The sequence below is a fragment of the Sphingopyxis sp. genome, from assembly GCF_035565275.1.
GTDB lineage: Bacteria > Pseudomonadota > Alphaproteobacteria > Sphingomonadales > Sphingomonadaceae > Sphingopyxis.
This window is the reverse complement of the sequence record NZ_DATMST010000026.1, coordinates 1-22,001: the sequence shown is the minus strand read 5'-3', so window position 1 is coordinate 22,001 and position 22,001 is coordinate 1. Positions and strand designations below refer to the sequence as shown.

The window sequence follows — 22,001 nt, the reverse complement described above, 5'->3', positions numbered from 1 at the left end:
GGTCGGCGACCGCGCGCGCGTCGCGGATGTCCTGCCCCGCGCAGCAGGCACCGACGCGCTTCGCCTTGGCGCCATGGTCATAAAGCTGGAGCGTCACGCCGATCACCTCGGCGCCCGATCGCGCGGCGAGCGCGGCGACGACGCTCGAGTCGACTCCGCCCGACATCGCGACGACGATTCGCCGGTCTTTCAGCGGCATCGGCAGCTGAAAGTCGGCCTGGGCAAGCCCGGCAGGGGAAGGAATCGTCTCGATCATGATCGGCGCCATCTAGGGATGCGAATGCAAAAAAGCCAGCTTTTCCGCGCAAAGTGTCAAGATATTGACGGGGGTTAAGCTTCGCTAACAGGTTCTGAAACAGGCATTTACGGGACCTTAGCTCCTCTGGCGTAGACGAGTCGCATGAACTTCGTTCCATCCGATCTTCCGCGCATCGCCGGTGCGGCCAAGCTGTCAAAGCCCGGCTTCGACATCATATTGGCGGTGTCCAGCGCGCGCCAGGCCGCCCTGCCGACGGTGCGGCAGCTGCGGACGCAGGCGCATCGCGAACGCCATGCGGCGAAGCTTAACGCCGTGCGCCACATATTTTGCGGGACGCGCGCAAGGGCGGAACAAAAAGCCCCCCGCGTCGTTCGTTTCTTCGATTTGTCCGACGATGCGAACGCCCTGCCCGAAACTATGAACGGCCTGTTTACCAGAGGATTTCAGCCGATGTTGAATCCCTCTGTTCTAGATACGAATGCGTCGGACACACCCCCCTCCGACGGTAATAATGTGGAATGAGCATGATCGAGAATCAGAAAATCCGGCCCGCACAGGTTATCGGCCCCCTCGGGGAGCCGTTGACGCTGGACTCGCTGCCGCCCCCGTCGACGACCCGCTGGGTCGTTCGCCGCAAGGCAGAGGTCGTTGCGGCCGTTAACGGCGGGCTCCTGTCCGTCGACGAAGCGTGCGAACGCTATGGGCTGACCCTCGAGGAATTTGCCGGCTGGCAGCGGTCCATCGACCGCAGCGGCATGCCGGGGCTGCGCGTCACGCGTATCCAGCACTACCGCGATCTGTACGAGCGCCAGCAGCGCTTTTGATCGGCGGGACCGGACCAGGCACGAAGAGGGCGCTTTCGAGCGCCCTCTTTTTGCTCCAAAACCAATGGCCACGCACGCGCTTTGAAAAGAAATCGGCGTAACTTCAGATATTTGACAATTTCATTGCAACCCTTGCGTTCACCCCGCGTTAAGCTGCCGAGTCAACTTTGGGAGTCACTCGATATGCGTAAGATGTTCATTACCCTCGCCGCGACGTCGGCCCTCGCTCTCGGTGCCTGCCAGAGCCCGGCGGCCGACAAGGTCGAGGATCAGGCTGAAGCACAGGCTGACGTGATCGACGATCAGGCCGACGCAATGCCCGAAGGTCCGGCGAAGGAAGCAACCGAGGCGAAGGCTGATGCCGTCGAGGCCGCGGGCGAGGAAAAAGCAAACGCGATGGATGACAATGGCGAAATCGCTCCCTCGGAAGTCGGCAAGACGCCGCCGGCCCCGGGAACACCGCCGGCCGATCCCGCCAAGAAATAAGGACTGCCTCCCTAAAGGGCAGGGTGAAGGGCGCCGGTCAATTCCGGCGCCCTTTGTCATGCGGCACATATTTTTGGCGCCGTACCCGCCAAGCTGTGATCGTGATCACCGCCGCCGCGCCGCGCGGTCGTTATCCGGGGCCATGTGGACCGGGAACGGGCTTTCGCGCCACCGATCCATGGACCACCCCCTCGCCGCCGTCTGCGACCCGCGGCGGCGAGGGGGACTAGTCCGCGCCGTTTCCCGCGATATTCCCTTCGCCAACACTATCCAGCGCGCGCAGCACATCCTGCACCCCCGGGGCGTCGGCATCGGCCGCCAGCGCCGCGATCGCGGACACAACATCGAGCCGGTACTCGGCGACCCCCGCCGACTCGCCCGTCCACACCGCCGCCATTGATTTCACCAGCCGCTTCGCCGCCAGATTCTCCGACAGGATATGGACATCGAGCACCTCCAATCCCTCGGCGCGGCACTGGACGAGCAACGCCGCCGCCATCATCCGCGCGAGTCCGCGCCCCTGGAATTCGTCGAGCACCGCGACCGAAAATTCGCCGACCGGACCATCTTGCCGGTGCCGTACCGCATGCACCGCACCGATCGGTGGCCGCCCGGGGCATTCGCTGCAGATCGCGCCCCATGCGATATGGTCGTGCCCGTCGACGTCGGCGAGCCGCCGTACCACCGCATCGGGCAGCACCGGCGCGGGCGAGAAAAAGCGCAGGTAGCGCGACTCGGCCGACAGCTTGGCGATTCCCTCACGGATCAGCGGCGCATCGTCCGGGGTGATCGTGCGCAGGACGACGGCGGTGCCATCATTCAGCGCGCTGTGCACCGCGACGGCGTCGATCCGAGCCACCCGCGCTTCCATCCGGCCTTCCGCCCTGCTGTCCGTTCCGGTCATCTGGGTCTCCCCGAACGCCTCATTCCGCTTCACGATAGCATCGCGGGGCGCGCATTCCACCCTTCCCCGTCGCGGCGGCCAGCCGGATCTACCCGGTAGCTTCCCCGGTCCGCGCACCTGCTCTCATTCTGACTTGGCGAAAAAGCCGATCAGGCATCATCTCCCATCCGCAGCGCGGCGATAAACGCCTCCTGCGGAATGTTCACATTGCCATATTCGCGCATCCGCTTCTTGCCCTCTTTCTGCTTTTCCAGCAGCTTCTTCTTGCGGGTCGCGTCGCCGCCGTAGCATTTGGCGGTCACGTCCTTGCGCAGCGCGGCGATGGTTTCGCGGGCGATCACTTTCCCGCCTATGGCTGCCTGGATCGGGATCTTGAACATGTGGCGCGGGATCAGGTCCTTGAGCCGCTCGCACATGCCGCGCCCGCGGCTTTCCGCCGAACCGCGATGGACGATCATGCTGAGCGCGTCGACCGGCTCATTGTTGACGAGGATGCTCATCTTGACGAGGTCGCCGGGGCGGTGGCCGATCTGGTGATAGTCGAACGACGCATAACCGCGCGAAATGCTCTTCAGGCGGTCGTAGAAGTCGAACACCACTTCGTTGAGCGGCAGTTCATAGGTGATCTGAGCTCGCCCACCGACATAAGTGAGGTTCTTCTGGATACCGCGGCGGTCCTGACACAGTTTCAGGATCGGGCCGAGATAGTCGTCGGGGACATAGATCACCGCCTCGATCCACGGCTCCTCGATTTCGTCGATGCGGTTCGGGTCGGGCATGTCGGCGGGGTTGTGGAGTTCGATCTCCTTCGCCGCCTCATTTTTCGTATGACCCAGCTTCAGTTTGTACACCACCGATGGCGCGGTGGTGATCAGGTCGAGGTCATATTCGCGGCTCAGGCGTTCCTGGATGATCTCGAGGTGGAGGAGGCCGAGGAAGCCGCAGCGGAAGCCGAAACCGAGCGCGGCCGAGCTTTCCATCTCGAAGCTGAAGCTCGCATCGTTGAGGCGGAGCTTCTGGATGCTTTCGCGCAGCTTCTCGAAGTCGTTCGCGTCGGTCGGGAACAGGCCACAGAAGACGACGGGCTGGACTTCCTTGAACCCCGGCAGCGGCGCCGCGGCGGGTTTCTTCGCATCGGTCACCGTGTCGCCGACGCGCGCCTGCGCGACGTCCTTGATTTGCGCGGTGATAAAGCCGATCTCGCCGGCGCCGATTTCGGACAGTTCCTCGCGCTTCGGCGTGAAACAGCCGACGCGGTCGATCAGGTGGGTCGTGCCCGCCTGCATGAACTTGATCTGCTGGCCCTTTTTCAGCGTGCCGTCGACGACGCGGACGAGGATGACGACGCCCAGATAGGGGTCGTACCAGCTGTCGACGAGCATCGCGAGCAGCGGCGCCGCGGCGTCGCCCTTCGGCGGCGGGATTTTGGTGACGATGGCTTCGAGCGCTTCTTCGATGCCGATGCCGGCCTTGGCGCTCGCGAGCACCGCGTCGTCGGCCGGCAGCCCGATGATGTCCTCGATCTCGGCCTTCACCTTGTCTACGTCGGCCGCGGGGAGGTCGATCTTGTTGATCACCGGCACGATCTCGTGATCATGTTCGATCGACTGATAGACGTTCGCCAGCGTCTGCGCCTCGACCCCCTGCGCCGCATCGACGACGAGCAAAGCGCCCTCGCACGCGGCGAGGCTGCGCGAGACTTCATAGGCGAAGTCGACGTGACCGGGCGTGTCCATCAGGTTGAGCTCGTACGTCTCGCCGTCCTTCGCGGTGTATTTGAGGCGCACCGTCTGCGCCTTGATCGTGATCCCGCGCTCCTTTTCGATGTCCATGTTATCAAGGACTTGTGCCGACATCTCGCGCGCAGTCAGCCCGCCCGTGAACTGGATGAGCCGGTCGGCGAGCGTCGACTTGCCATGGTCGATGTGCGCGATGATGGAGAAGTTGCGGATATGCGAAAGCGGAGTTGTCATGGCGGCCCGTTAGCAGCGGAAAGCCGTGCTGTCAGCAAGCGAAGCTATTGTGCGAGCCAGCGCCGGCAATCGTCGCGCACGCGGGGGTCGATGTCGCCCATCCCCCGCTCCAGCGCCGCCACCCGTGCCTCACCCTTCTCCGCCGCGGCCAGCGCTGCAATCGCATTCGCACGCACCCGTGGCACCGGATGCCCCTTCGCGAAGCATTCGGCGATATCCTTGCCGTTATCGGTCAGGTGCACCGCGCAGCGGAGCAGCATTTCGCCCGGGGTCAGCGTCGGGCGTTTGGCGATCGTACCGTGTTCCAGGTCGACGATATATTGGTCGCGCCAGGGGATATGGCCGCCCTCGTCCATGATGTTGAGGCTGACCGACAGGCTTTCGGGCGGTAGCTGGCTGTGGATGTCGCGGTGTGCGCGGTAGAGCATCATCTTGCCTTCGGAAAGGCTGCTGCGCTCGACGAATTCGAGGTTCAGCGGTTCGCCGAGTCGGCCGTCGACCGCTTCCGGATCATAGTCATAATAGTCGCTGATATAACCCGGCCCCCAATAGCCGGTGGTGAGGAAGTTGAAATTATGGTCGTGCGGCAGGCCATAGGCGAAGGCGGCCGGTCCGCTTGTCGCGTAGGCAGCGTCGCGCTCGGCGGGCCACATGTTCGCGCGGACGAAGTGCCCGCGGGGGCTGCGGTGGAGCAGAAATACCTGCGCCGAATAGCGATTGATTTCGAGCTGGCCTTTATAACTCGCCTTGAGCTCGGCGATCATGCGGTCGGCAAGAAAGTCGCGATTCCGCGCAAGGCCGGCGAGCAGGTCGGCGCAGCGGGCCAGGCTCGCCTCGTCAGCGAGATCGACGCCGCTTTCGTCGAGGCGCGCGGCGACCTCTTCAAGATCGAGCGCGGGACCGGCCGGTGGATCGATCAGGCAGGGCATTGCGCGGACTCCCGTTCGAACAATGTCAGCGTCGCAGCCGCAGCGCGGCGCACCTCCGGGTGCGGGTCCGACGCCGCCATGCCCGCGAGCGGGGCTGCGGCCGCCGCAGAATCGAGTGCAACGAGTTCGCGCATCGCATTCCACCGCGCCGCAAAGTCCACCGCTTTCGTTTCGGCGGTAAAGAGCGGCACGGCATCGGCGCGGCCGAGCGTACGGAGCAGTGCGAGCGCCATGCCGCGAAAGCTGCTGTCGCGTTGCGATGCCGAGACATGGACGAGCCGCCCACTTTCGACGTCATAGGCGCGCACGGGCAACGGCGACGGTGGCTGTACCGCCAGTTCGAGCATCAAGACATCGCCGGTGCCACCGGTCAGCGAGAGCGCCTCGCGCGCGGTGTCGAGAGCGAAGATTTCGCCGGTGACGAGCGGGCGCGGCGCAGCGTTGGTGCAAGGCGGCGCAGTGGCCGCGGCGAAGCCCCCGGCCTCCTCGGTCGCCGAGACACTGACGTAGTGCCGATGGATGGTCGCCCCGCCCGCAGCCAGAATGCGAAGACGCATCCGGCCGGGCGCAAAAAGCGCCGTCGCCGCGTCGCTTGCCGCCGCCGTCTCGAACCGGCGCACGAGGAGCGTGATGCGGACCGGTCCCGCTTCGGCAAGCAAAAGACCGCCGAACGCGCTGTCACCAACCGGGCGGAGCGGCGGGCGGGCAAAGACGTCACCCGCAAGCAGCACCATCGCCTGAGCGAGCCGGTCGCGCAGCCATCCGATATCGTCGATCCACGACGCCAGCGCCGCGATTGCCGTTTCGGGTGGCGCCTGCTCGACGGCGCGCATCGCGGCGAGCAGCCCGTCCGGAGCCTGATCTCCCTCCGCCCAGGCCGCAGCAAGCGCGGCTGCCGACCGGCGCATGTTTGCGCACCGGGACAGGTCGGAAACCGGGAAATAATCGTGACGCGAACCTGCCATGGCAAACTCCGGCGGACGCGACACGGAAGGACGGCCCCGCCCCTTCGTGCCGCGCCATCAATCAATCGTGGATGATCAGAACGACCGTGACGGTTACCTCGAACACCGACGTGCCCGGCTTGGTCTGGGCCATCAGCGAGCCGAACAGGCCGACGGCGGTATCGAGCAACGGCACGGCATGGATATCGATGGACGGCAGCCCCATATTTTCCTCCTGTCTGGACGGCGGCGCAACATGCCGCCGCCGCTGGAGCTATGGCGCGCGGCGCGATGCGCCCAGTTAACAGAACGTAATGTCGAAGGCGCTTGCCGGGCCCGGACGGAACTGTAGGGTGCAGGAGAAACAGCCTGGGAGCCGTCATGCGCCATATCCTTACCACGCTTTGCTGTGCCCTTTTTCTGCCGGCCGGCGCGGTCGCCGCCGAAACATTGCTCGTCGGAAACAAGGCCGAAGACACGCTGAGCATCATCGCGCTGGCCTCGGGCGAGGAACTCGCGCGCCTGCCGACGGGCAAGATGCCGCACGAAATTGCAATTTCGCCCGACGGCAAGCAGGCGGCGGTGGTCGCCTATGGCGGGACGACGATCGACGTCTTCGATGTTGCGGCGCGGACAAAGCTGAAGACGATCGATCTCAGCCCGAACGAGCGGCCGCACGGGCTGCTCTGGCTGTCCGACGGACGGCTGATTGCGACGACCGAGGGGAGCCAGTCGGTTGCGGTGGTCGCGCCTGACGGCACGGTCACGTCGATTGCGACCGGGCAGCAGGGCACGCACATGATCGTCGTCGCGCCCGACAACCGGACCGCCTATACTGCCAATATCGCGTCGGGGACGGTGAGCGTGCTCGACCTCGATGACGCGAAGAAGCTGCGCGACCTTGCGGTGGGCGGCAAGCCCGAGGGGCTTGCGCTGGCGAAGGGCGGACGCGAACTGTGGGTCGGCGATCTCGACGCGCCGCGGGTGTCGATCTGGGATACCGCTACGGGCGTGAGGATCGCCGAGCAGCCGGTCGATCCGGTCGCGATCCGGGTGCTCGCAAGCCCCGACGGCAAGCTGATTGCGACGAGCAATATCGCGTCAGGCACTATCAGCCTGTTCGACGCTGAAACGCGCGCGCCCGTGCAAACGATCAGGGTGTCGGGCGAACAGGCGAAGGGCCAGGTGACATTGCTGTTCAGCGCGGATTCGAAGCGCCTCTATGCCGCCGAGACGGGGCACGACAAGGTTGCGGAGATCGATATCGCGACCGGCAAGGTGCTGCGCCGGATCGCTGCCGGGAAAAATGGCGACGGGCTGGCAATCGCGCCCTGAGCAACAGCGGGCGTGATCGCTCGCCCCCAACGGGATTCAGTCGGCGGGAATCGGCTCCGCCGTCAGGAAGCCCTGTCTGCAGACGGGGCTGTTGTCGCCCGCAAGGCAGTCGGACCAGCGATACAACCGCTCGATCGCGATGGCGGGACCGTCGGATCCCCCGCCTCCCATGCCGATATACTGCTTGCCTGTTATCCGGCCGATGATCGTGACATTGGTGTAGGGGTGCACAAGTTCGGCGTCATAACTGCCGGCCCCGCACGCAACGAAGCTCTGATACGTCGGTTCCGGCGTCCAGTGCGGCTCACCAAAATCGCCGCTCCGCGCGAAGTTTATCGTCAGGCAGCGTCCGTTGATGCCGTAGATGCCGCCTGCCCAGCGCACGCGTTTGCCGATATGCCGTTCCTCGAGCGCCTCGTCGGGCGTGAGCGGTGCGGTCTCGACTGTCTTCAGGATTTCAATGTCCTGTACGAGCGCAGTCTGATCCTGATCGGAGCTCTCCGCCGCCGCAGCCGGAGCCGATGCGGCGGCGTACCCCAGCAGGATGGGCGCGCCGAAACGCAACACGCCCACCCTTTCTGCCCCTGCAAATCGCCCCATCGAGCCGATACTCATGCGCAACATCCCCTTGGTCCGAGCGACTATTTTGCGGCCTTGTCACTGACCGCCTTGATTACCAGCGCCTTGTCGTCGACCAGATAGCGGCGCGCGAGCGCCTGCAGGTCGGCGGGCGTCGTCGCCTCGACCTCGCCAATCCCCTTGCGGCTGCGGTCGAGCCGGTCGGCGTGGCTTGCGGCTTCGGCGACATAGTTCAGCCAATAGCTGTTTTCGCGTCGTGACTTGGTCATCGCCTCGACGAGCGGCTTGCGCGCGCGGTCGAGCAGGTCGGCGTCGACCGGTGCATCGCGAAGCTCCTTTGCGATGGCGAAGATCGCGGCCCGGGTCGTCGCCAGATCCTTGTAGTCGACGTTGCTGGCAGCGAAGAGGTGACCATAGCCCGGGAACTCGTCGGACAGGCTGGCGGCCGCACCGGGGCTGTAGCTTTCACCGAGCCGCTCGCGCAGTTCCTCGGTCAGTTTCAGCTGCATCACGCGCACGAGCAGGTTCAGTTGCATCGCTTCGGCAAGGTCGCTGTCGTCGCGCGCCGGCCAATACACGCGCAGTTCGGCCTGCTCGGCCGGCCCCTTGTGGATCAGCGTCCGCTCGCTGCGATCGGCTGCGAATTGGCGGATGCGCGCATCGGCGCGCGGGTCGAACGCGGCGCGGCGCTCCGGGAGCGCGCCGAAGGTCGCCGCGATCGCGTCGATCGCCGCTTGCTCGTCGATGTCGCCGACGACGCCGATCTCGATCGCGCCGTGCGCGAAGCTGTCCGCAACCGCCGATTTGAGCTGCGCCCAGTCGAGCGTCAGCAGCTTGTCGAGTGGCGGAGTCTGCGATCGCGGATCATCGTTGGCGAGGATGCCGCCCGCGTCGCGGCCGATGACGGCCGCCGGAGTCGCATCGTTCGCGGCATATTGTTGCGGCAGCACACGGCGTATGAGCGCGAGTCCATCAGGGCGATACCCCGGATGGGTCAGGAAAGCCGCCATCAGCTTGGCCTGCAACGCGAAATCTTCAGGCGACGTCAGAGCGCTTCCGCCGAACGCGTCGGCGTCGGAACCAAAGGCGGGGCTGACCGTCTTGCCCGCGAAGATCGAACGCAGCTCGTCGACGCTATGCGCTTCCAGCCCGCCGAGCATGATCGATCCCGCGAGCGAAACCTTCGTCGGGTCCTCGCGCGTCGCGAGCAGATTGCCGCCGTCGACGCGCAGCGACATCATCACGCGATCCTTCTGGAAATCGGTCCGTTTGATGTTGAGCATCACATTGTTGGCAAAGCGAATGCGGCGAATGCCGAGGTCCTCGACGCGGTCATCGGCGACGACCTTGCCGGGCGCGCCGAAATCGTCATAGGCGAACGCAGCGCTCGCCGCCTCGGTCGGCGCCGTAACCGCGACCTGCTGCGACGCGCGCAGGCTCGCGAGAATCGCATCGGTCCCGCCCTCGATCGGCTTTTTGGCAGTCACGCGCGCGAGCGTCGGGCCAAGGCCCTTCATACGCTCGCGGAAGGCGGCGGTGACCGACGCGGCATTCAGCGACGGCGCCGTCGCCTCGAACAGGGCCTGCGAGGTTTCGGGCCGGACGAAGACGAAATCGCCTTCGGCCGCGCTCACCAGCGCGTCGGCAAGCGTAGCGCTGCGCCGCGTCGTCACGCCCGCGACGGCATTCTTGAGCGCGGTACGTCGGTTCGCGAGCTGCTCGTCGACCTCGGCCTGCGTGAAACCATGTTCGATCGCCCGGCGCTGTTCCTGCTCGACGAGCGCGAGCGCCTCTTTCCACGCGCCTTCCTTGGCGACCGCGCCGACGGTGATCTGCTCGAACTTCTTCCACCCCGTCGCTTCGCTGAAATAGCCCTGGAGGATCGGCGAATCTTCATCGAGCGCGATTTTCGCCAGTCGGCGGCTGACGATCGCTTCGCCGATATCTTCGGCCAGCGTGCGCGCGCGCTTGGCCTTGGTGTCGGGTTCGAGAATCCACGGCTTGAAGGAAGCGAGCGTCACCGAATCCTGGATCGCGGGATCGATGAAATCGTCGGCGGCCGCGGCCCGGGCAAAATCGACCTGGCCGATATCGGGATCGGTGCCCGCGGGACCGCGCCCCTTCCAGTCCGAAAAGCGCGCCTTGATTTTCGCTTCGACCGCCGCCGGGTCGAAATCGCCGACCATCACGAGCGTCGCGCGCTCGGGCCGGTAGTAACGATCGTAAAGATCGCGGATACGCGCGGCGGGCGCAGTGCGGATCACCTCTTCAGTGCCGACCGGAATGCGGTTTGCGACCGTCATTCCCTTCATCTGGAAGTCGAGCTGATCGATCAGGCTGCGGAGTTGATAGGTGTCGCGCGCGCGCCTTTCGGACAGGATGATGCCGCGCTCACGGTCGACCGCGGCGGGATCGATGGTAAGCTCGCCGCCCGTCTCGCGCATCAGCATCAGGCCGGTATCGATCAGGTCGTCAGAGGCATTGGGAAGGTCGAGTTGATAGACCGTCTGATCGAAGCCCGTCGATGCATTGGTGTCGGCGCCGAACGCAAGCCCCTTGCGTTCGAGCAGCTTGATCATCTCGCCCTCGGGCACCCCCTTCGATCCGTTGAATGCCATATGCTCGAGGAAATGCGCGAGGCCGCGCTGATCGTCGGCCTCGGCGAAGCTGCCGACATTGAAGCGCATGCGCAGCACGACGCTGTCCTTGGGGGTGCTGTTCTTCAGCAGCGCATATTTCATTCCGTTGGGCAGCACGCCGAAGACGATGTTCGGATCGACCGGCACGTCGCTTGCCGCGAAGTTCCACGCCTTCGCGGCATCGCTTTGCGGGTTGACCGTCGTCGCCACGGCCGCCTTGGCAGGCGCTTGGCCGGCGTGGGCCGTGGCGGCGGTGGTGATCAGGAGAACGAGGGGCGACAGGGCGGTCGAAGCGCGCCGGACGATGGATATGGTCATGACGACCGATTTGGCAACCGCCCTTCGGGCGGTCAAGCCATGGTCACGCGATCCGGCTGACGCTTTCGACCGACGACGTCTGGCCGCGATCAACCGCCTTCGCCGCATAAAGCGCCCGATCCGCGACTTCGAGCAGCTTGCGCGCGCTGTCACCATGCTCGGGCCAGCGGGCGGTACCGATACCCGCGCCCACCGCAATCGGCCGTCCGTCTATCCAGTAAGGCGCGGCAAGCGCGGCGAGGATATGGTCGGCGATCCCCGTTTCGAGCAGCGGCGATCCGACGGGCACCAGGATGGCGAACTCGTCGCCGCCCTGCCGTGCGACCATGGCATGATCACCGCAAGCGCGGCGCAGCCGCGCGGCCAGCTCGCACAGCACACCGTCGCCGATCGCGTGGCCATGCTGGTCGTTGACGGGCTTGAACCCGTTGAGGTCGAGCAGCGCGATGGCAAACGGCCCCCCGCCTTCGCCCGCCCTCGCGATCTCTTCGTCGAGCCGCATGTCGAATTCGCGGCGATTGGCAAGGCCGGTCAGCGGGTCGGTGTGCGCGAGGTCGCGCATCTGGCGCTGGAGTTCGAGGAGGTCAATCAGCTGGTCGTGCTGTTGCAGGATCATGCGCAGGAGGAAGATCGTCGCGACGACGAGACTGGTGCCCGCTGCGATTTCGGCAGCGATCCCCGACGTCAGCATCAGGAACGAGATCGGAACGAGCCCGATAAGCAGGTTGACGAAGGTCGCGAAGCGGATTGACGACAGGCAATAGGCGGTCGCCAGCGACCCCATCGCCATGATCATCGCATAATAGCTGTGCGTTTCGGGCGGAGCGGCGAGCCAGTTGACCACCGTCCAGCTACTGCACATCGCCCCGGTCGTGCCCGACAGCCAGGTCGATTCGGCGATCATCCGCCGGGCGCGGCGCACGCTCATCCGTCGCCCGCGATTGTGCATCAGGAACAGGAAACCGAGCGCGCCGATAACGGCGAGCGTCACCGGAAAGCCGATGCGAACAATCGGGTGGACGGTATCGACCCCGGCATAGATCGCGGTCGGCGTCGTCGCCGCCAGCATCAGGAACAGCATCGGGGTCAGCGTTTCGATGCGATTGGCGCGAAGCAACGCGATGTCGTCCCGGATCGCGTCCGGAATCGGCGGAAAGAAGCGCATACGCAGCCAGTGATAGACCCCCGTCATAAAGGCGGGATAGCAAGCCGGGGTAAAACAGGAGTTAAGGAACGAAACCCCGGTTTTTCATGCGCCTAGACGGTTCGCGTTCGCCCACGACTTGCGGAATATTAACCACATCCGGCGATTGCGGGCGCGCCCCGCCCCGAACCGGCGGCGTCACCCGTCGGTCAGACGTGTCCTTGACCCTGCGGCGGAATGGATAAAGCAGCTGGCGGGCATAGGTGGGCGGAACGTCTTCCTCTATACCATAGCGGGTCGGCAGGGCGTCGCGCCGCATATGCGCCGTACCGAACACCATGTCCCAGACCGGAAGCTGGGCGGAAAAATTCCGGTTCCACGCTTCGGGGTGGTCGGCATGATGCCAGTGATGAAAGCAGGGCGATGCGATCACCCAGTGAAGCGGGCCGAACCCGATCCGCAAATTGGCGTGCAGCATCAGCGAATGCCACTGATACAGGATGAAAAAGATCGCCAACGCGCCATCCGAAAAGCCGAGCGCGAAGGTCGGGACGAGCGCGGCCCCCTTGGTCAGTATCTGATCGACGGGATGGACCCGATGCGCGGCGAGCCAGTCGAGTTCTTCGATGCTGTGATGTATCGCGTGAAAGCGCCACAGCGCCGGGATCGTGTGGAACAGCCGATGAACCGCATAAAAGCTGAGGTCCGCGATCAATATCAACGCCACAACCTCGAGCCAGACCGGTTGCCGCGCGACAATCGCCCGGACTTCGGACGGGACGAACGCATCGCCGATCATCAACCCGAGCATCGCCATGCAGAGAAGCCCGATCCCGATCGGGATCCGGTTGAACAGAAAATAGATGGTGTCGTTGAACCAGCCGCGGCGTAGCGTGCGCTGCTCGCGGCGCGCAGGCAAAAGACGTTCGATCGGAACGAATATGAGGGCCACCAGCAAGGCGCCTTTCACATTGATCAACCCCAGAAGATAGTCCATCGCCGCCGCCCGGTCAGAAGAGGTACGGAACCAGCCGGTAACGTACCCTGCGGCACATGTCCTGATATGCGGGATCGGCCATCAACACGCGCTCTTCCGCCAGAAGCCGCGCGATATTGAGCGCAAGCGCAAGCGCATAGACGCCAAGATTCCACCAATTCGGTCCGCTGAGCAAGAAACCGATATGGGTCAGCATGTACCCGGCGTACATGGGGTGGCGCACGAGATTATACGGACCGCTGACCTTGACGCCGCGGTTGGCGGCGATAACGCCAAAGCTGCGCCGTAGCGTGAATTTGGCGTAGAGCTGGAACAACATGCCCGCAACGATCAGGAAGACGCACGCGGCAAGGGGTACGAGCGGCGTGTCACCCGCACCGATGACGAGCAACGGTGCAAAGGTTCCGCCAAATCCCAATGCCCAGTCGAGAGGACGACGCGAGATGCTGGTCGTCGAACGACGGAAGAGGACGAAGAAGACGACGCAACTTTCGGAGAAAAACACCAGCCAGTTCTGATAATGGCCGGTTGCCATCGCAGAAGGGATGAGCCGCATCGCCAACGTCGCCAGCAGAAGAACGACGACGGCCTTTTCAAAAAGATCCCAATTGACGACGCTCGTCACCGGCCGCGGCTGGCCACTCGATACATCCATGATGCCATATCCCCCCTAGGTCAGGGGAACCGGATAGCGCAGGGATGGTTACCAAGCGGATAATTCCGCATGCCGCCCTGCGGCGCAGGCCTATTTGTCGCGCTTCTTGCGGTGGCTGTCGAGATCAAGCACGGCATTCTCGCCGCCCTCCGGCATCAGGCCGAGCCGGCGCGCGACTTCCTGATAAGCTTCGACCTCGCCGCCGAGATCGCGGCGGAAGCGGTCCTTGTCGAGCTTTTCGTTCGTCGTCATGTCCCACAGACGGCAGCCGTCGGGGCTGATCTCGTCGGCGAGGATGATGCGGCTGAAATCGCCTTCATAGAGGCGGCCGAACTCAAGCTTGAAATCGACAAGGCGAATGCCGACCGCGGCGAACATGCCCGACATGAAGTCGTTGATGCGGATCGCCATGTCCTGGATGTCGTGAAGCTCGTCCTGGCTGCACCAGTTGAAGCAGGCGATATGCTCCTCGGCAACCAGCGGATCGCCCAGCGCGTCGTCCTTGTAGCAATATTCGATCAGGGTGCGGGGAAGTTGCGTTCCCTCCTCGATCCCGAGACGCTTCGACAGCGTGCCCGCGGCGACGTTGCGTACGATCACCTCGATCGGCACGATTTCGACCTGCCGGATCAGCTGCTCGCGCATGTTGAGGCGGCGGATGAAGTGCGTCGGCACGCCGATGTTGCCGAGCAGCGTGAAGACATGCTCCGAAATCCGGTTGTTCAGCACGCCCTTGCCGCTGATTGTTCCCTTTTTCTGCGCGTTGAACGCGGTCGCGTCGTCCTTGAAATACTGGATCAGCGTGCCCGGTTCGGGGCCTTCGTACAGGATCTTCGCTTTGCCTTCGTAGATCTGGCGGCGACGGGACATGGCGTGCAAACTTTCTGTCGGAACCAAATGAATGACCCCGGCAAGCGACTCAGGACGAGGCGCGGCGCCGGGGCGACGGGGCGCCTATAGCGGCAAAGGTCGGGCGCGTCATCCCCGCGCGGAACTCTGCCTCCTTACGTTTACGTCAACTAGAGCTTGCCATCCCCGACACCGCTTGCAACCATGGTCGCGAACCAAGGAGACAGATGGATGAGCTTCGACCAGATTCGCCTCGACCGCCACGAAGGCATCGCACTGCTGACGCTGCACCGACCCGACCGGATGAACGCCTTTACCACCGAAATGATGCTCGAGATCGTCGCCGCGCTCGACGAGTGCGACGCCGACGACGGCGTGCGCGCGGTGATCTTCACCGGATCGGGCGACCGCGCCTATTGCGCCGGCGCCGACCTCGGCCAGGGCGCCGCGACCTTCGATTACGACAAGCGCGCCGACAAGCAGGCGATCCTGCCCGATGGCATGTCGGCGAGCCCCGTCGCCGAGGACGGCACGATCGACTGGTCGCACCCGCTGATCCGCGATTCGGGCGGCCGTGTGTCCATGCGCATCTTCGACTGCAAGAAACCGGTACTCGGAGCGATCAACGGCGCGGCGGTCGGGATCGGCGCGACGATGACGCTGTCGATGGACGCGCGCCTCGCCAGCGAGACCGCGCGCTACGGCTTCGTCTTCGCGCGGCGCGGCATCGTGCCCGAGGCGGCGTCGAGCTGGTTCCTGCCGCGCCTCGTCGGCATCCAGAATGCGGTCGACTGGTGCTATTCGGGCCGCCTGATCGATGCGGCCGAAGCGCATGAAAAGGGACTCGTGCAGTCGGTGCATGCCCCCGGCGAACTTGTCGATGCCGCGATCGCCAAGGCGCGCGAGCTCACCGATCACAGCGCGCCGGTGTCGGTTGCCCTCACTCGCCACATGCTCTGGCGGATGCTCGGCGCGCCGCACCCGATGAGCGCGCATCGCTGGGACAGCCGCGCAATCTTTGCGCGCGGGCGCAGCGCCGACGCCGCCGAGGGCGTGTCGAGCTTCCTCGAAAAGCGCCCCGCGAACTTCACCGTCAGCGTTGCTAACGACTATCCGTGGTTCGGCGAGTTCGAGGATACTCCGCCGTACAGCTAAACGTCAGCTCGCGACGCCGCCGCGCTTCCTGAAATAAGGCCTGAAGAACATGTAGAGACCCGAGAATATCAGCAGGAAGAGCGGCGGCAGCGGCAGGTAATAGACCCACTCGACCGGTTGATGCCCGAGGCCGAGCGTCACGAAAATGGCGAGCACGATCGCCGAGAAAAGGATCGATACCCAGCGGTGAAACTGCCGGATCCAAAGGCTCCAGTTCATAGGATTCTCCCTGTCTGACCTTCAGTCGAGCGTCGCCACGACCTTCTCGAGATTTTCGAGGTGGATCCGCCAGCCGCCCTTGGCGCCGCCAAAGGCCTGCTTCTGGTCGGGACGGAAGCCGACCTGTTCGATGCGCAGCAAGGTGCCCGCACCCGCGGGCTCGAGCGTGAAGGTGACGACGCTGTCGAGCCGGTAAGCCGGATCGTCGTGCGCGTAGTTCCAGCTGTAAGTCAGCGTCCGGCCCGGATCGACGTCGAGGACTTCGCAGTCGACATTGCCCCAGTCACCGCGCAGCTGGAAGCGATGACCGAGGTCGAGCCCGAAGTCGTTCTTCATCAGCCACTCCTCGATCAGATGCTGCGTCGTCAGGGCGCGCCAGATCTTTTCCGGCGCATGCGGGATTTCGCGTTCCACGGTCACGCTACGCACGTCGGTATCGGTCATTGATCCATCCTTTTGAGCAAATCTTCGAGATCGTCGAACCGCGCTTCCCAGAAGCGGTTCATGCGCCCGGTCCAGTCGACCAGCGGCGCGAGCGCGCGTTGCTGCGCGCTGTAATGCGTCTGGCGCCCCTCATGCCGGTCGAGCACCAGCCCGGCCTGTTTGAGAATGCCGAGATGTTTCGACACCGCGGGCTGCGAGATGCCCGCACCGGCAGTGAGCGCGCCGACCGTCTGCTCGCCGTCGAGGCACAGCCGTTCGAACAGCGCGCGCCGGCTGGGATCGGCGAGCGCCCTGAAGAGAAGGTCGGGCGATGTGTCGGTCATAATTCATAACTCACTGGCTATGCATTTCTCATAACCATATAGTTATGAGTGTCAAGCGCCGCCTTTATGCCGGGCGCGCCGCCCATCGGACGCTGGAGCCCGCCACCGCGTCCGCGCTAGATACTGCGGTGACTTCACCGGACGCTCCTCGCCCTCGCCTTTCGCGTCGCTCGGTCTGCGCAGGGGTGCTGGCGGGAATGACCGTCCCGCTCATCGGAATGACGAGGCCCCGCATGCCCAATCGCGCGATCAACCCCACCGGCGTCTCTTACGCGCAGGCGCATCTTGTCGAGGATCCGGCGCGCTGGCTGTTCGTCAGCGGCCAGATTCCTGTCGATGCGAAGGACGAGGTGCCGGCGGCGTTCGAGGATCAGTGCCGGCTGGTCTGGCGCAATATCGAAAAACAGCTCCTTGCCGGCGGAATGACCCTGCAGGACCTCGTCAAGGTCACCATATTCCTGTCGGACCGCCAGTATCGCGAGGCGAATTACAAGGTCAGGCACGAGGTGCTGGGCGGCCATTCGCCAGCGCTGACGATCATCATCGCGGAAATTTACGACGCGGCGTGGTTGCTCGAAATCGAGGCGATCGCCGCAGCCTAGCGATCCTTGTCGCGCTTCAGGATCAGCGCGGTCGTCGTATCCTCAACCCCCGCGATCAGCGCGATCCGGTCGCGCGCGGCGTTGAGCCCGGCCGCGTCGGCCGCCTCGATCTCGACGAGCAGGTCGATCTCGCCGCTGAGCGAATAGCAGCGCGCGACCTCGGCCATGCCGGTCACCGCCGCGACGATGTCGGGCGAAGGCGTGCGCGCGAGCCGCAGCTGCAGGATCGCCGCAATCCCGCGTTCGTCGACGATGCGTGCGTGATAGCCTCCGATCGTTCCCGCAGCCTCCAGCTTCGACAGTCGCTCGCGCACCGAACTACGCGCCAGACCCACGGTCGCGGCAATCGTCTTGAGCGGCAGGCGGGCATTGTCGCGCAACATCGCCACGATTTGCCGGTCGATCGCGTCCATATCCTCTCCCCCGCCGCCCTTTCGGCGCCGCCGCCGCCGATCGGACGATGGCCAAGCGCCTGCACTCCGGCAAAATTCACGGCACGCCTGCTAACGTCTTGCCGGAGGGAAAGTCCATGATGTTTGCCAACCGCGCGCCTACCCTCGTCTGCCTCGCGATGCTTGCGGGCTGCACCGCGGCGGCGGGTACGCCCCTACCGGGCGGCGCGAAGCTGTGGACCCCTGCTGCCATTTCGGGACCGGGCTATGAATCCTCGCCGACCTTCACCCCCGACGGACGGACGATGGTATATGTCGCGGCCGACAAGGATTTTGGCGCCTATCGCCTGATGCAGTCGCGGTGCGGGAATGGCGCATGGGGCCAACCTGTGCCTCCACCCTTTGCGATGCCGCTGCCGGTGATCGAAGCCGATCCCTTCGTCACTCCCGACGGCAAGCGGCTCTATTATATCTCGTCGCGCCACGCACCTGCGAAGGAGGATTTCGACATCTGGTATGTCGAGCGCTCTGACACGGGCGATTGGGGCGAACCGCAGCGCTTGCCCGAACCGGTCAATTCGCCGTCGGCCGAGCTGCTGCCACGCACCGATTCCGACGGACGCCTCTATTTCGGATCAAGCCGCGCGGGTAGCGCGGGCGGCGGCGACATCTATGTCGCGACCGAAGTCCGCCTCGGCGAATGGAAAGTCGAAAATCTCGGCCCGCCGGTCAGCGCGAGCGGCTACGAATATGAGGCGGAGATTTCGCGCGACGGCAAGACGATGATCACCGTGTCCGACCGCGGCGACCGCTCGCATCTCTATCGCTATCGCCGCGAGGGGCGCCGCTGGATCGAGGTCGGGCGCATTCCCGCCGATCCCGGTCAGTTCCAGGTCGGCCCGCTGCTCTCGCCCAAGAGCGACCGGTTGCTTTTCGCACAGCGGTACGGCGATCGGTCGGGCGAGATGTTTCTGATCGACCTTGTCGCCAATCCCGACCGGTCGTGGCCGCCCGACTGCCGCGATCAGGCAGCGTTATAGACGCGCCGCCCGCGCTCCGCGGTCATGCTGTGCGTGCCCCTGAGCGCCGGGGTATGGCTGCGGATCGTCTCGACGCTGTGCCAGTTCGCTGTCACCCGGTCAGGCGTCAGCTGCACCGACACATAGCCGCGATCCTGGGTATTCGCCCATTTGAGTTCGGGTGACGAGCCGCGCAGCGCCGCGACCCGCTGCGCGTCCGCGATACCGCGCGTGTAGTTCTCGTAACCGGGCGAGGTCACGCTCTGCCCTGCGATCTCGATCCCGGCCGGGCGGCCATCCTCCGCAAGGTCGAAAGCCCAGGCATTGTGTGTATCGCCGGTCAGGGTGACGAGATCGGCGTCGGCGCGCTGCGCGGCGGCAAGCAGCCGCGAGCGGGCAGCAGGATAGCCATCCCACGCGTCGAAGTTGAACGGCAGACCCGCCTTCGCCGCGAGGAGCGATGTTTCAACGCGGCGGCGTACATTCTCGGCCATATTGGCACCGAACCACTCGCGCGTCTCAGGCGGAGTGTACAGGCTGCCCATCACCACCTGCTGCGCGCAGACCTGCCAGCGCGTTCCCGCTTTTGTCGAAGCATCAAGGCCATCGAACAACCATTTTTCCTGTTCGCTCCCCATCATCTGTCGCGCCGGATCGCGATAGGCGGTTTCGGCGAATTGCCGGAGCTTCGCAGCGGGATCACCGCCGCCCGCGACGATCTCCCCGACATCGAATTGCCGGTCACGCCCCGTGACGCGCGTTTCGGGCAAGAAGATCGTTGCGAGGTCGCCGACCTGATAGTCGCGCCAGCGCGTGTCGGCGACGGGCATCCATTCGCGGTAGGCGCGCTCTGCCGCCGCGGCGCGGTCACCCCATTCGCCCTCGCCTTCATTGTGGTTTTCGGCGCCGCCCTTCCATGTGTCGTTGGTGAATTCGTGATCGTCCCACTGCGCGATCATCGGGAACAGCTGGTGCAACCGCGCGAGGTCCGGATCGCTGCGATAGGCAGCATAGCGCAGGCGATAGTCGGCTAGCGCGACAATCTCGTGCGCCGGCTGGATATCGCGGCCCGGCACCGCCTGTTTGATCGAGGGATAATCGCCGATCGGATATTCATAGAGATAGTCGCCGACATGCGCGACGAGGTCGATGTCGTTCCGCGCAGCGGCGTGTGCATAGGCGTTAAACCAGCCGAACGGCAGGTTCGCGCAGGAGAAGAGCGCGATGGTGAAGGCGCTGGTCGGCCCCGCCGGCAGCGTGCGCGTGCGGCCGGTAACCGATCGGGTCCCGTCGGGCGTGACGAAGCGGTAGAAATACCAACGGCCAGGTTCGAGGCCGCGGACCACCAGCTTTGCGGTGTGGTCGCGTTCGCCCGTTGCGGTGACGCTACCGCCGCCCGCGATCCGCGCAAAGTCGGCGCTCTCCGACAGCTCGGCGGTCAGCGCCGTGTCGTTCGGGGCAGCGTAGCGCGTCCACAGCAATACCGAATTCGCGCCGGGCTCGCCGCTTGCAACGCCGTGGGTGAAGCCCTGCGCCATCATAGCGCGCGCGGCACCCGGCAGCGACAGCGCGGCGAGCCCTGCGGTGCCGAGCTTGATGAGCAAACGGCGATCGATTTCGTTCCACAGCTGATGCATCGCATGTCCTCCCGCGTTGCCGGGTCTGTGGCCCGTCTTTGTTACAGATTCGCGCCTATCCGCTGATCCCGACCGCAAGCAGCAGCAACATGAACCAGATCACCGCGAACAGGCTGAAAAAGAGGAGCAGCGTCGCGCGCACGAGTGACCCGAAGCGCGACGATCGATAGGCGCCGCGCAGCTGCCGGTACATATGAAACGGGACGTAGAGCATCGCGAAAAAGATCGCGAGGTCGCCAAAGATCGTCAGGTTCAAAAGCCGCACAACGACTAACAGCAGCAGCATGAACGAAATCGAATAGGTTACGAAGACGAAATGGTCGTAGGTGTGAAAACGCCGGCTGAACGGAAAGAGCAGCCACATGAAGGGCAGCGACAACGGGATTAGCGCCCAGGCGAATTTATAGGCGTTCGCCTGGAGTTTATATAGGACGAGCGCCGGGTTCGCGAACGCCTTTTTGAGCCCATGGTCGATGAAGGGAACGCCCGTATCGATCTTGTTCTGCGAGATGAAATCGGCGCTCGTCGTCAACTGATCGATCGGATTCTCGAGAACCGGCGGCCCTGCGACGCGATCGGCGGCGCGCTCGTCCTTGCTGCGGCTGCGCGCGACGCCAAGATAGTCGGCGCTTTTCTGCAGCACGTCGCGTTCGATCTGGAGCTTGCGCCGGTCATCGGCGGAGAGCCCGCTCGTCGCCAGTTCGGCGTCGATCCGGTCGACTTCCTCCTGCATGCTGTCCTTGATCGCCGTCGCGCGCGTCTGTTCGGCCGCAGCCTTGTTCAGACCGTCGCTGAAGCCGCCGCCGCTGCCGACGATCGCCAGCACGGCATAGGTCAGAAAGACCGCAAACAGGAACAATGCGAGCGGCGAGATGAAGCGCGCGCGCTCGCCATGAATATAGCGCCGCGTCAGGTCACCCGGCCGCCAGCTGAGCAAAGGCAGCGTGTTCCAGATCTTTCCTTCGAAATGGAAGATCGCGTGGACGAGGTCGTGCCCGATCGCGCCGAAGCTGCGGTGGACGTCGGCGCGCTGGCCGCAATGGTGGCAGTGCGACCCCTTCAGGCTGGTGCCGCAATTCAGGCAACGCGCGTCGGCGTGAACTCCGCCCGTCCCGCCGTGCCGCGGTTCGACCGCACGCCCCGCCAGGCCGGCGGTCACTGCCGCCCCTATACCTTCGATGTCCCCGCTCATGGAGCCCTGCCTAAAGCTGCGCGACGCGGGGCGCAACGGGGCTTTCGAGAGTCACGCGAAACGTGATAGTGGCGGCGCCATGAACGCTGAAGCCCTGACCGCGCCGCCGCTGCCCGGCGATACCCCCGCCCTGATAGCCGACATGGGCGCGCGCGCGCGCGCCGCGTCAAAGGTGCTCGCGCT

The 22,001-nt window shown here is 64.7% G+C and carries 25 protein-coding genes; 7 read left to right on the top strand and 18 right to left on the bottom strand.

The window, feature by feature from the left end; translation table 11 throughout:
- Nucleotides 1-268: asparagine synthase-related protein (locus VN047_RS02050; protein ID WP_414712650.1), on the bottom strand; the 268-nt coding region annotated here is incomplete at its 3' end.
- A 132-nt stretch (nt 269-400) separates the two neighbouring features.
- Between VN047_RS02050 and VN047_RS02045 the strand changes: the two genes are divergently transcribed.
- The 3 genes from VN047_RS02045 (at nt 401) to VN047_RS02035 (ending at nt 1,569) form a co-directional block, all read left to right on the top strand.
- Nucleotides 401-781: a hypothetical protein gene (locus VN047_RS02045; RefSeq protein WP_058540000.1), complete on the top strand. Its 381-nt coding sequence runs from the start codon at nt 401-403 to the stop codon at nt 779-781.
- Between the two features lie 2 nt (nt 782-783).
- The gene (locus VN047_RS02040; protein ID WP_037518529.1) at nt 784-1,083 is read left to right on the top strand and encodes a DUF1153 domain-containing protein; all 300 of its coding nucleotides are present in this window, start codon (nt 784-786) and stop codon (nt 1,081-1,083) included.
- Between the two features lie 183 nt (nt 1,084-1,266).
- Nucleotides 1,267-1,569: a hypothetical protein gene (locus VN047_RS02035; RefSeq protein WP_325539512.1), complete on the top strand. Its 303-nt coding sequence runs from the start codon at nt 1,267-1,269 to the stop codon at nt 1,567-1,569.
- Nucleotides 1,570-1,795: 226 nt separating this feature from the next.
- Here VN047_RS02035 and VN047_RS02030 read toward each other — a convergent pair whose 3' ends face one another.
- The 5 genes from VN047_RS02030 to VN047_RS02010 form a co-directional block, all read right to left on the bottom strand.
- Nucleotides 1,796-2,473 carry a GNAT family N-acetyltransferase gene (locus VN047_RS02030; protein ID WP_325539510.1) on the bottom strand — a complete coding sequence of 226 codons (678 nt, stop codon included), beginning with the start codon at nt 2,471-2,473 and terminating at the stop codon, nt 1,796-1,798.
- Nucleotides 2,474-2,622: 149 nt separating this feature from the next.
- Entirely contained in the window at nt 2,623-4,446 is a 1,824-nt protein-coding gene (gene lepA, locus VN047_RS02025; protein WP_325539508.1) for a translation elongation factor 4, read from the bottom strand.
- 44 nt (nt 4,447-4,490) lie between these two features.
- Nucleotides 4,491-5,375: a transposase gene (locus VN047_RS02020; RefSeq protein ID WP_325539506.1), complete on the bottom strand. Its 885-nt coding sequence runs from the start codon at nt 5,373-5,375 to the stop codon at nt 4,491-4,493.
- On the bottom strand, nt 5,363-6,340 hold the full coding sequence (locus VN047_RS02015; protein WP_325539504.1) for a HEAT repeat domain-containing protein: 978 nt from the start codon (nt 6,338-6,340) through the stop codon (nt 5,363-5,365). Before VN047_RS02015 ends, VN047_RS02020 begins: the two co-directional genes overlap by 13 nt.
- Nucleotides 6,341-6,401: 61 nt before the next feature.
- Nucleotides 6,402-6,545, bottom strand: a complete 144-nt coding sequence (locus VN047_RS02010; RefSeq protein ID WP_325539502.1) for a hypothetical protein — start codon at nt 6,543-6,545, stop codon at nt 6,402-6,404.
- 155 nt (nt 6,546-6,700) lie between these two features.
- On the opposite strand from VN047_RS02010, the gene VN047_RS02005 reads away from it, so the two are divergent.
- Nucleotides 6,701-7,654: a beta-propeller fold lactonase family protein gene (locus VN047_RS02005; RefSeq protein ID WP_325539500.1), complete on the top strand. Its 954-nt coding sequence runs from the start codon at nt 6,701-6,703 to the stop codon at nt 7,652-7,654.
- Between the two features lie 36 nt (nt 7,655-7,690).
- Here the strand turns inward: VN047_RS02005 and VN047_RS02000 are convergent, their stop codons facing one another.
- The 6 genes from VN047_RS02000 to purC form a co-directional block, all read right to left on the bottom strand.
- On the bottom strand, nt 7,691-8,269 hold the full coding sequence (locus VN047_RS02000; protein WP_325539498.1) for a Slp family lipoprotein: 579 nt from the start codon (nt 8,267-8,269) through the stop codon (nt 7,691-7,693).
- A gap of 26 nt (nt 8,270-8,295) precedes the next feature.
- Nucleotides 8,296-11,190 carry a M16 family metallopeptidase gene (locus VN047_RS01995; RefSeq protein ID WP_325539496.1) on the bottom strand — a complete coding sequence of 965 codons (2,895 nt, stop codon included), beginning with the start codon at nt 11,188-11,190 and terminating at the stop codon, nt 8,296-8,298.
- Between the two features lie 43 nt (nt 11,191-11,233).
- Entirely contained in the window at nt 11,234-12,382 is a 1,149-nt protein-coding gene (locus VN047_RS01990; RefSeq protein WP_325539494.1) for a diguanylate cyclase domain-containing protein, read from the bottom strand.
- 34 nt (nt 12,383-12,416) lie between these two features.
- On the bottom strand, nt 12,417-13,331 hold the full coding sequence (locus tag VN047_RS01985) for a sterol desaturase family protein (RefSeq protein ID WP_325539492.1): 915 nt from the start codon (nt 13,329-13,331) through the stop codon (nt 12,417-12,419).
- A 13-nt stretch (nt 13,332-13,344) separates the two neighbouring features.
- Nucleotides 13,345-13,986: an isoprenylcysteine carboxylmethyltransferase family protein gene (locus VN047_RS01980; protein WP_325539490.1), complete on the bottom strand. Its 642-nt coding sequence runs from the start codon at nt 13,984-13,986 to the stop codon at nt 13,345-13,347.
- A 90-nt stretch (nt 13,987-14,076) separates the two neighbouring features.
- The gene (purC, locus tag VN047_RS01975; RefSeq protein WP_325539488.1) at nt 14,077-14,856 is read right to left on the bottom strand and encodes a phosphoribosylaminoimidazolesuccinocarboxamide synthase; all 780 of its coding nucleotides are present in this window, start codon (nt 14,854-14,856) and stop codon (nt 14,077-14,079) included.
- Nucleotides 14,857-15,066: 210 nt separating this feature from the next.
- Here purC and VN047_RS01970 point away from each other — a divergent pair, with 210 nt between their 5' ends.
- On the top strand, nt 15,067-15,990 hold the full coding sequence (locus VN047_RS01970) for a crotonase/enoyl-CoA hydratase family protein (RefSeq protein WP_325539486.1): 924 nt from the start codon (nt 15,067-15,069) through the stop codon (nt 15,988-15,990).
- A 3-nt stretch (nt 15,991-15,993) separates the two neighbouring features.
- Here the strand turns inward: VN047_RS01970 and VN047_RS01965 are convergent, their stop codons facing one another.
- Genes VN047_RS01965 through VN047_RS01955 form a run of 3 tightly spaced genes read right to left on the bottom strand, consistent with a single transcriptional unit; the run spans nt 15,994 to nt 16,976 of the window.
- Nucleotides 15,994-16,209 (bottom strand): hypothetical protein, encoded by a 216-nt coding sequence (locus VN047_RS01965; RefSeq protein ID WP_325539484.1) that lies wholly within the window; start codon nt 16,207-16,209, stop codon nt 15,994-15,996.
- Between the two features lie 21 nt (nt 16,210-16,230).
- Nucleotides 16,231-16,653 (bottom strand): SRPBCC domain-containing protein, encoded by a 423-nt coding sequence (locus VN047_RS01960; protein WP_325539482.1) that lies wholly within the window; start codon nt 16,651-16,653, stop codon nt 16,231-16,233.
- Nucleotides 16,650-16,976, bottom strand: coding sequence for a metalloregulator ArsR/SmtB family transcription factor (locus VN047_RS01955; RefSeq protein WP_325539480.1), 327 nt, complete (start codon nt 16,974-16,976; stop codon nt 16,650-16,652). The genes VN047_RS01960 and VN047_RS01955 overlap by 4 nt, the downstream gene beginning before the upstream one ends.
- Before the next feature lie 233 nt (nt 16,977-17,209).
- On the opposite strand from VN047_RS01955, the gene VN047_RS01950 reads away from it, so the two are divergent.
- Nucleotides 17,210-17,578 carry a RidA family protein gene (locus VN047_RS01950; protein ID WP_325539478.1) on the top strand — a complete coding sequence of 123 codons (369 nt, stop codon included), beginning with the start codon at nt 17,210-17,212 and terminating at the stop codon, nt 17,576-17,578.
- Here the strand turns inward: VN047_RS01950 and VN047_RS01945 are convergent.
- Complete coding sequence (locus tag VN047_RS01945) at nt 17,575-17,991, bottom strand: Lrp/AsnC family transcriptional regulator (protein WP_325539476.1); 417 nt, start codon at nt 17,989-17,991, stop codon at nt 17,575-17,577. The genes VN047_RS01950 and VN047_RS01945 overlap by 4 nt on opposite strands.
- A 116-nt stretch (nt 17,992-18,107) precedes the next feature.
- Between VN047_RS01945 and VN047_RS01940 the strand changes: the two genes are divergently transcribed.
- Nucleotides 18,108-19,010 (top strand): hypothetical protein, encoded by a 903-nt coding sequence (locus VN047_RS01940; RefSeq protein WP_325539474.1) that lies wholly within the window; start codon nt 18,108-18,110, stop codon nt 19,008-19,010.
- Here the strand turns inward: VN047_RS01940 and VN047_RS01935 are convergent.
- A complete protein-coding gene (locus VN047_RS01935; protein WP_325539472.1) occupies nt 18,995-20,626 on the bottom strand; it encodes an alkaline phosphatase D family protein in 1,632 nt (543 codons plus the stop codon). The two genes, VN047_RS01940 and VN047_RS01935, sit on opposite strands and share 16 nt — an antisense overlap.
- 55 nt (nt 20,627-20,681) lie before the next feature.
- A complete protein-coding gene (locus tag VN047_RS01930; protein ID WP_325539470.1) occupies nt 20,682-21,818 on the bottom strand; it encodes a DUF3667 domain-containing protein in 1,137 nt (378 codons plus the stop codon).
- Between the last annotated feature and the right edge of the window lie 183 nt (nt 21,819-22,001).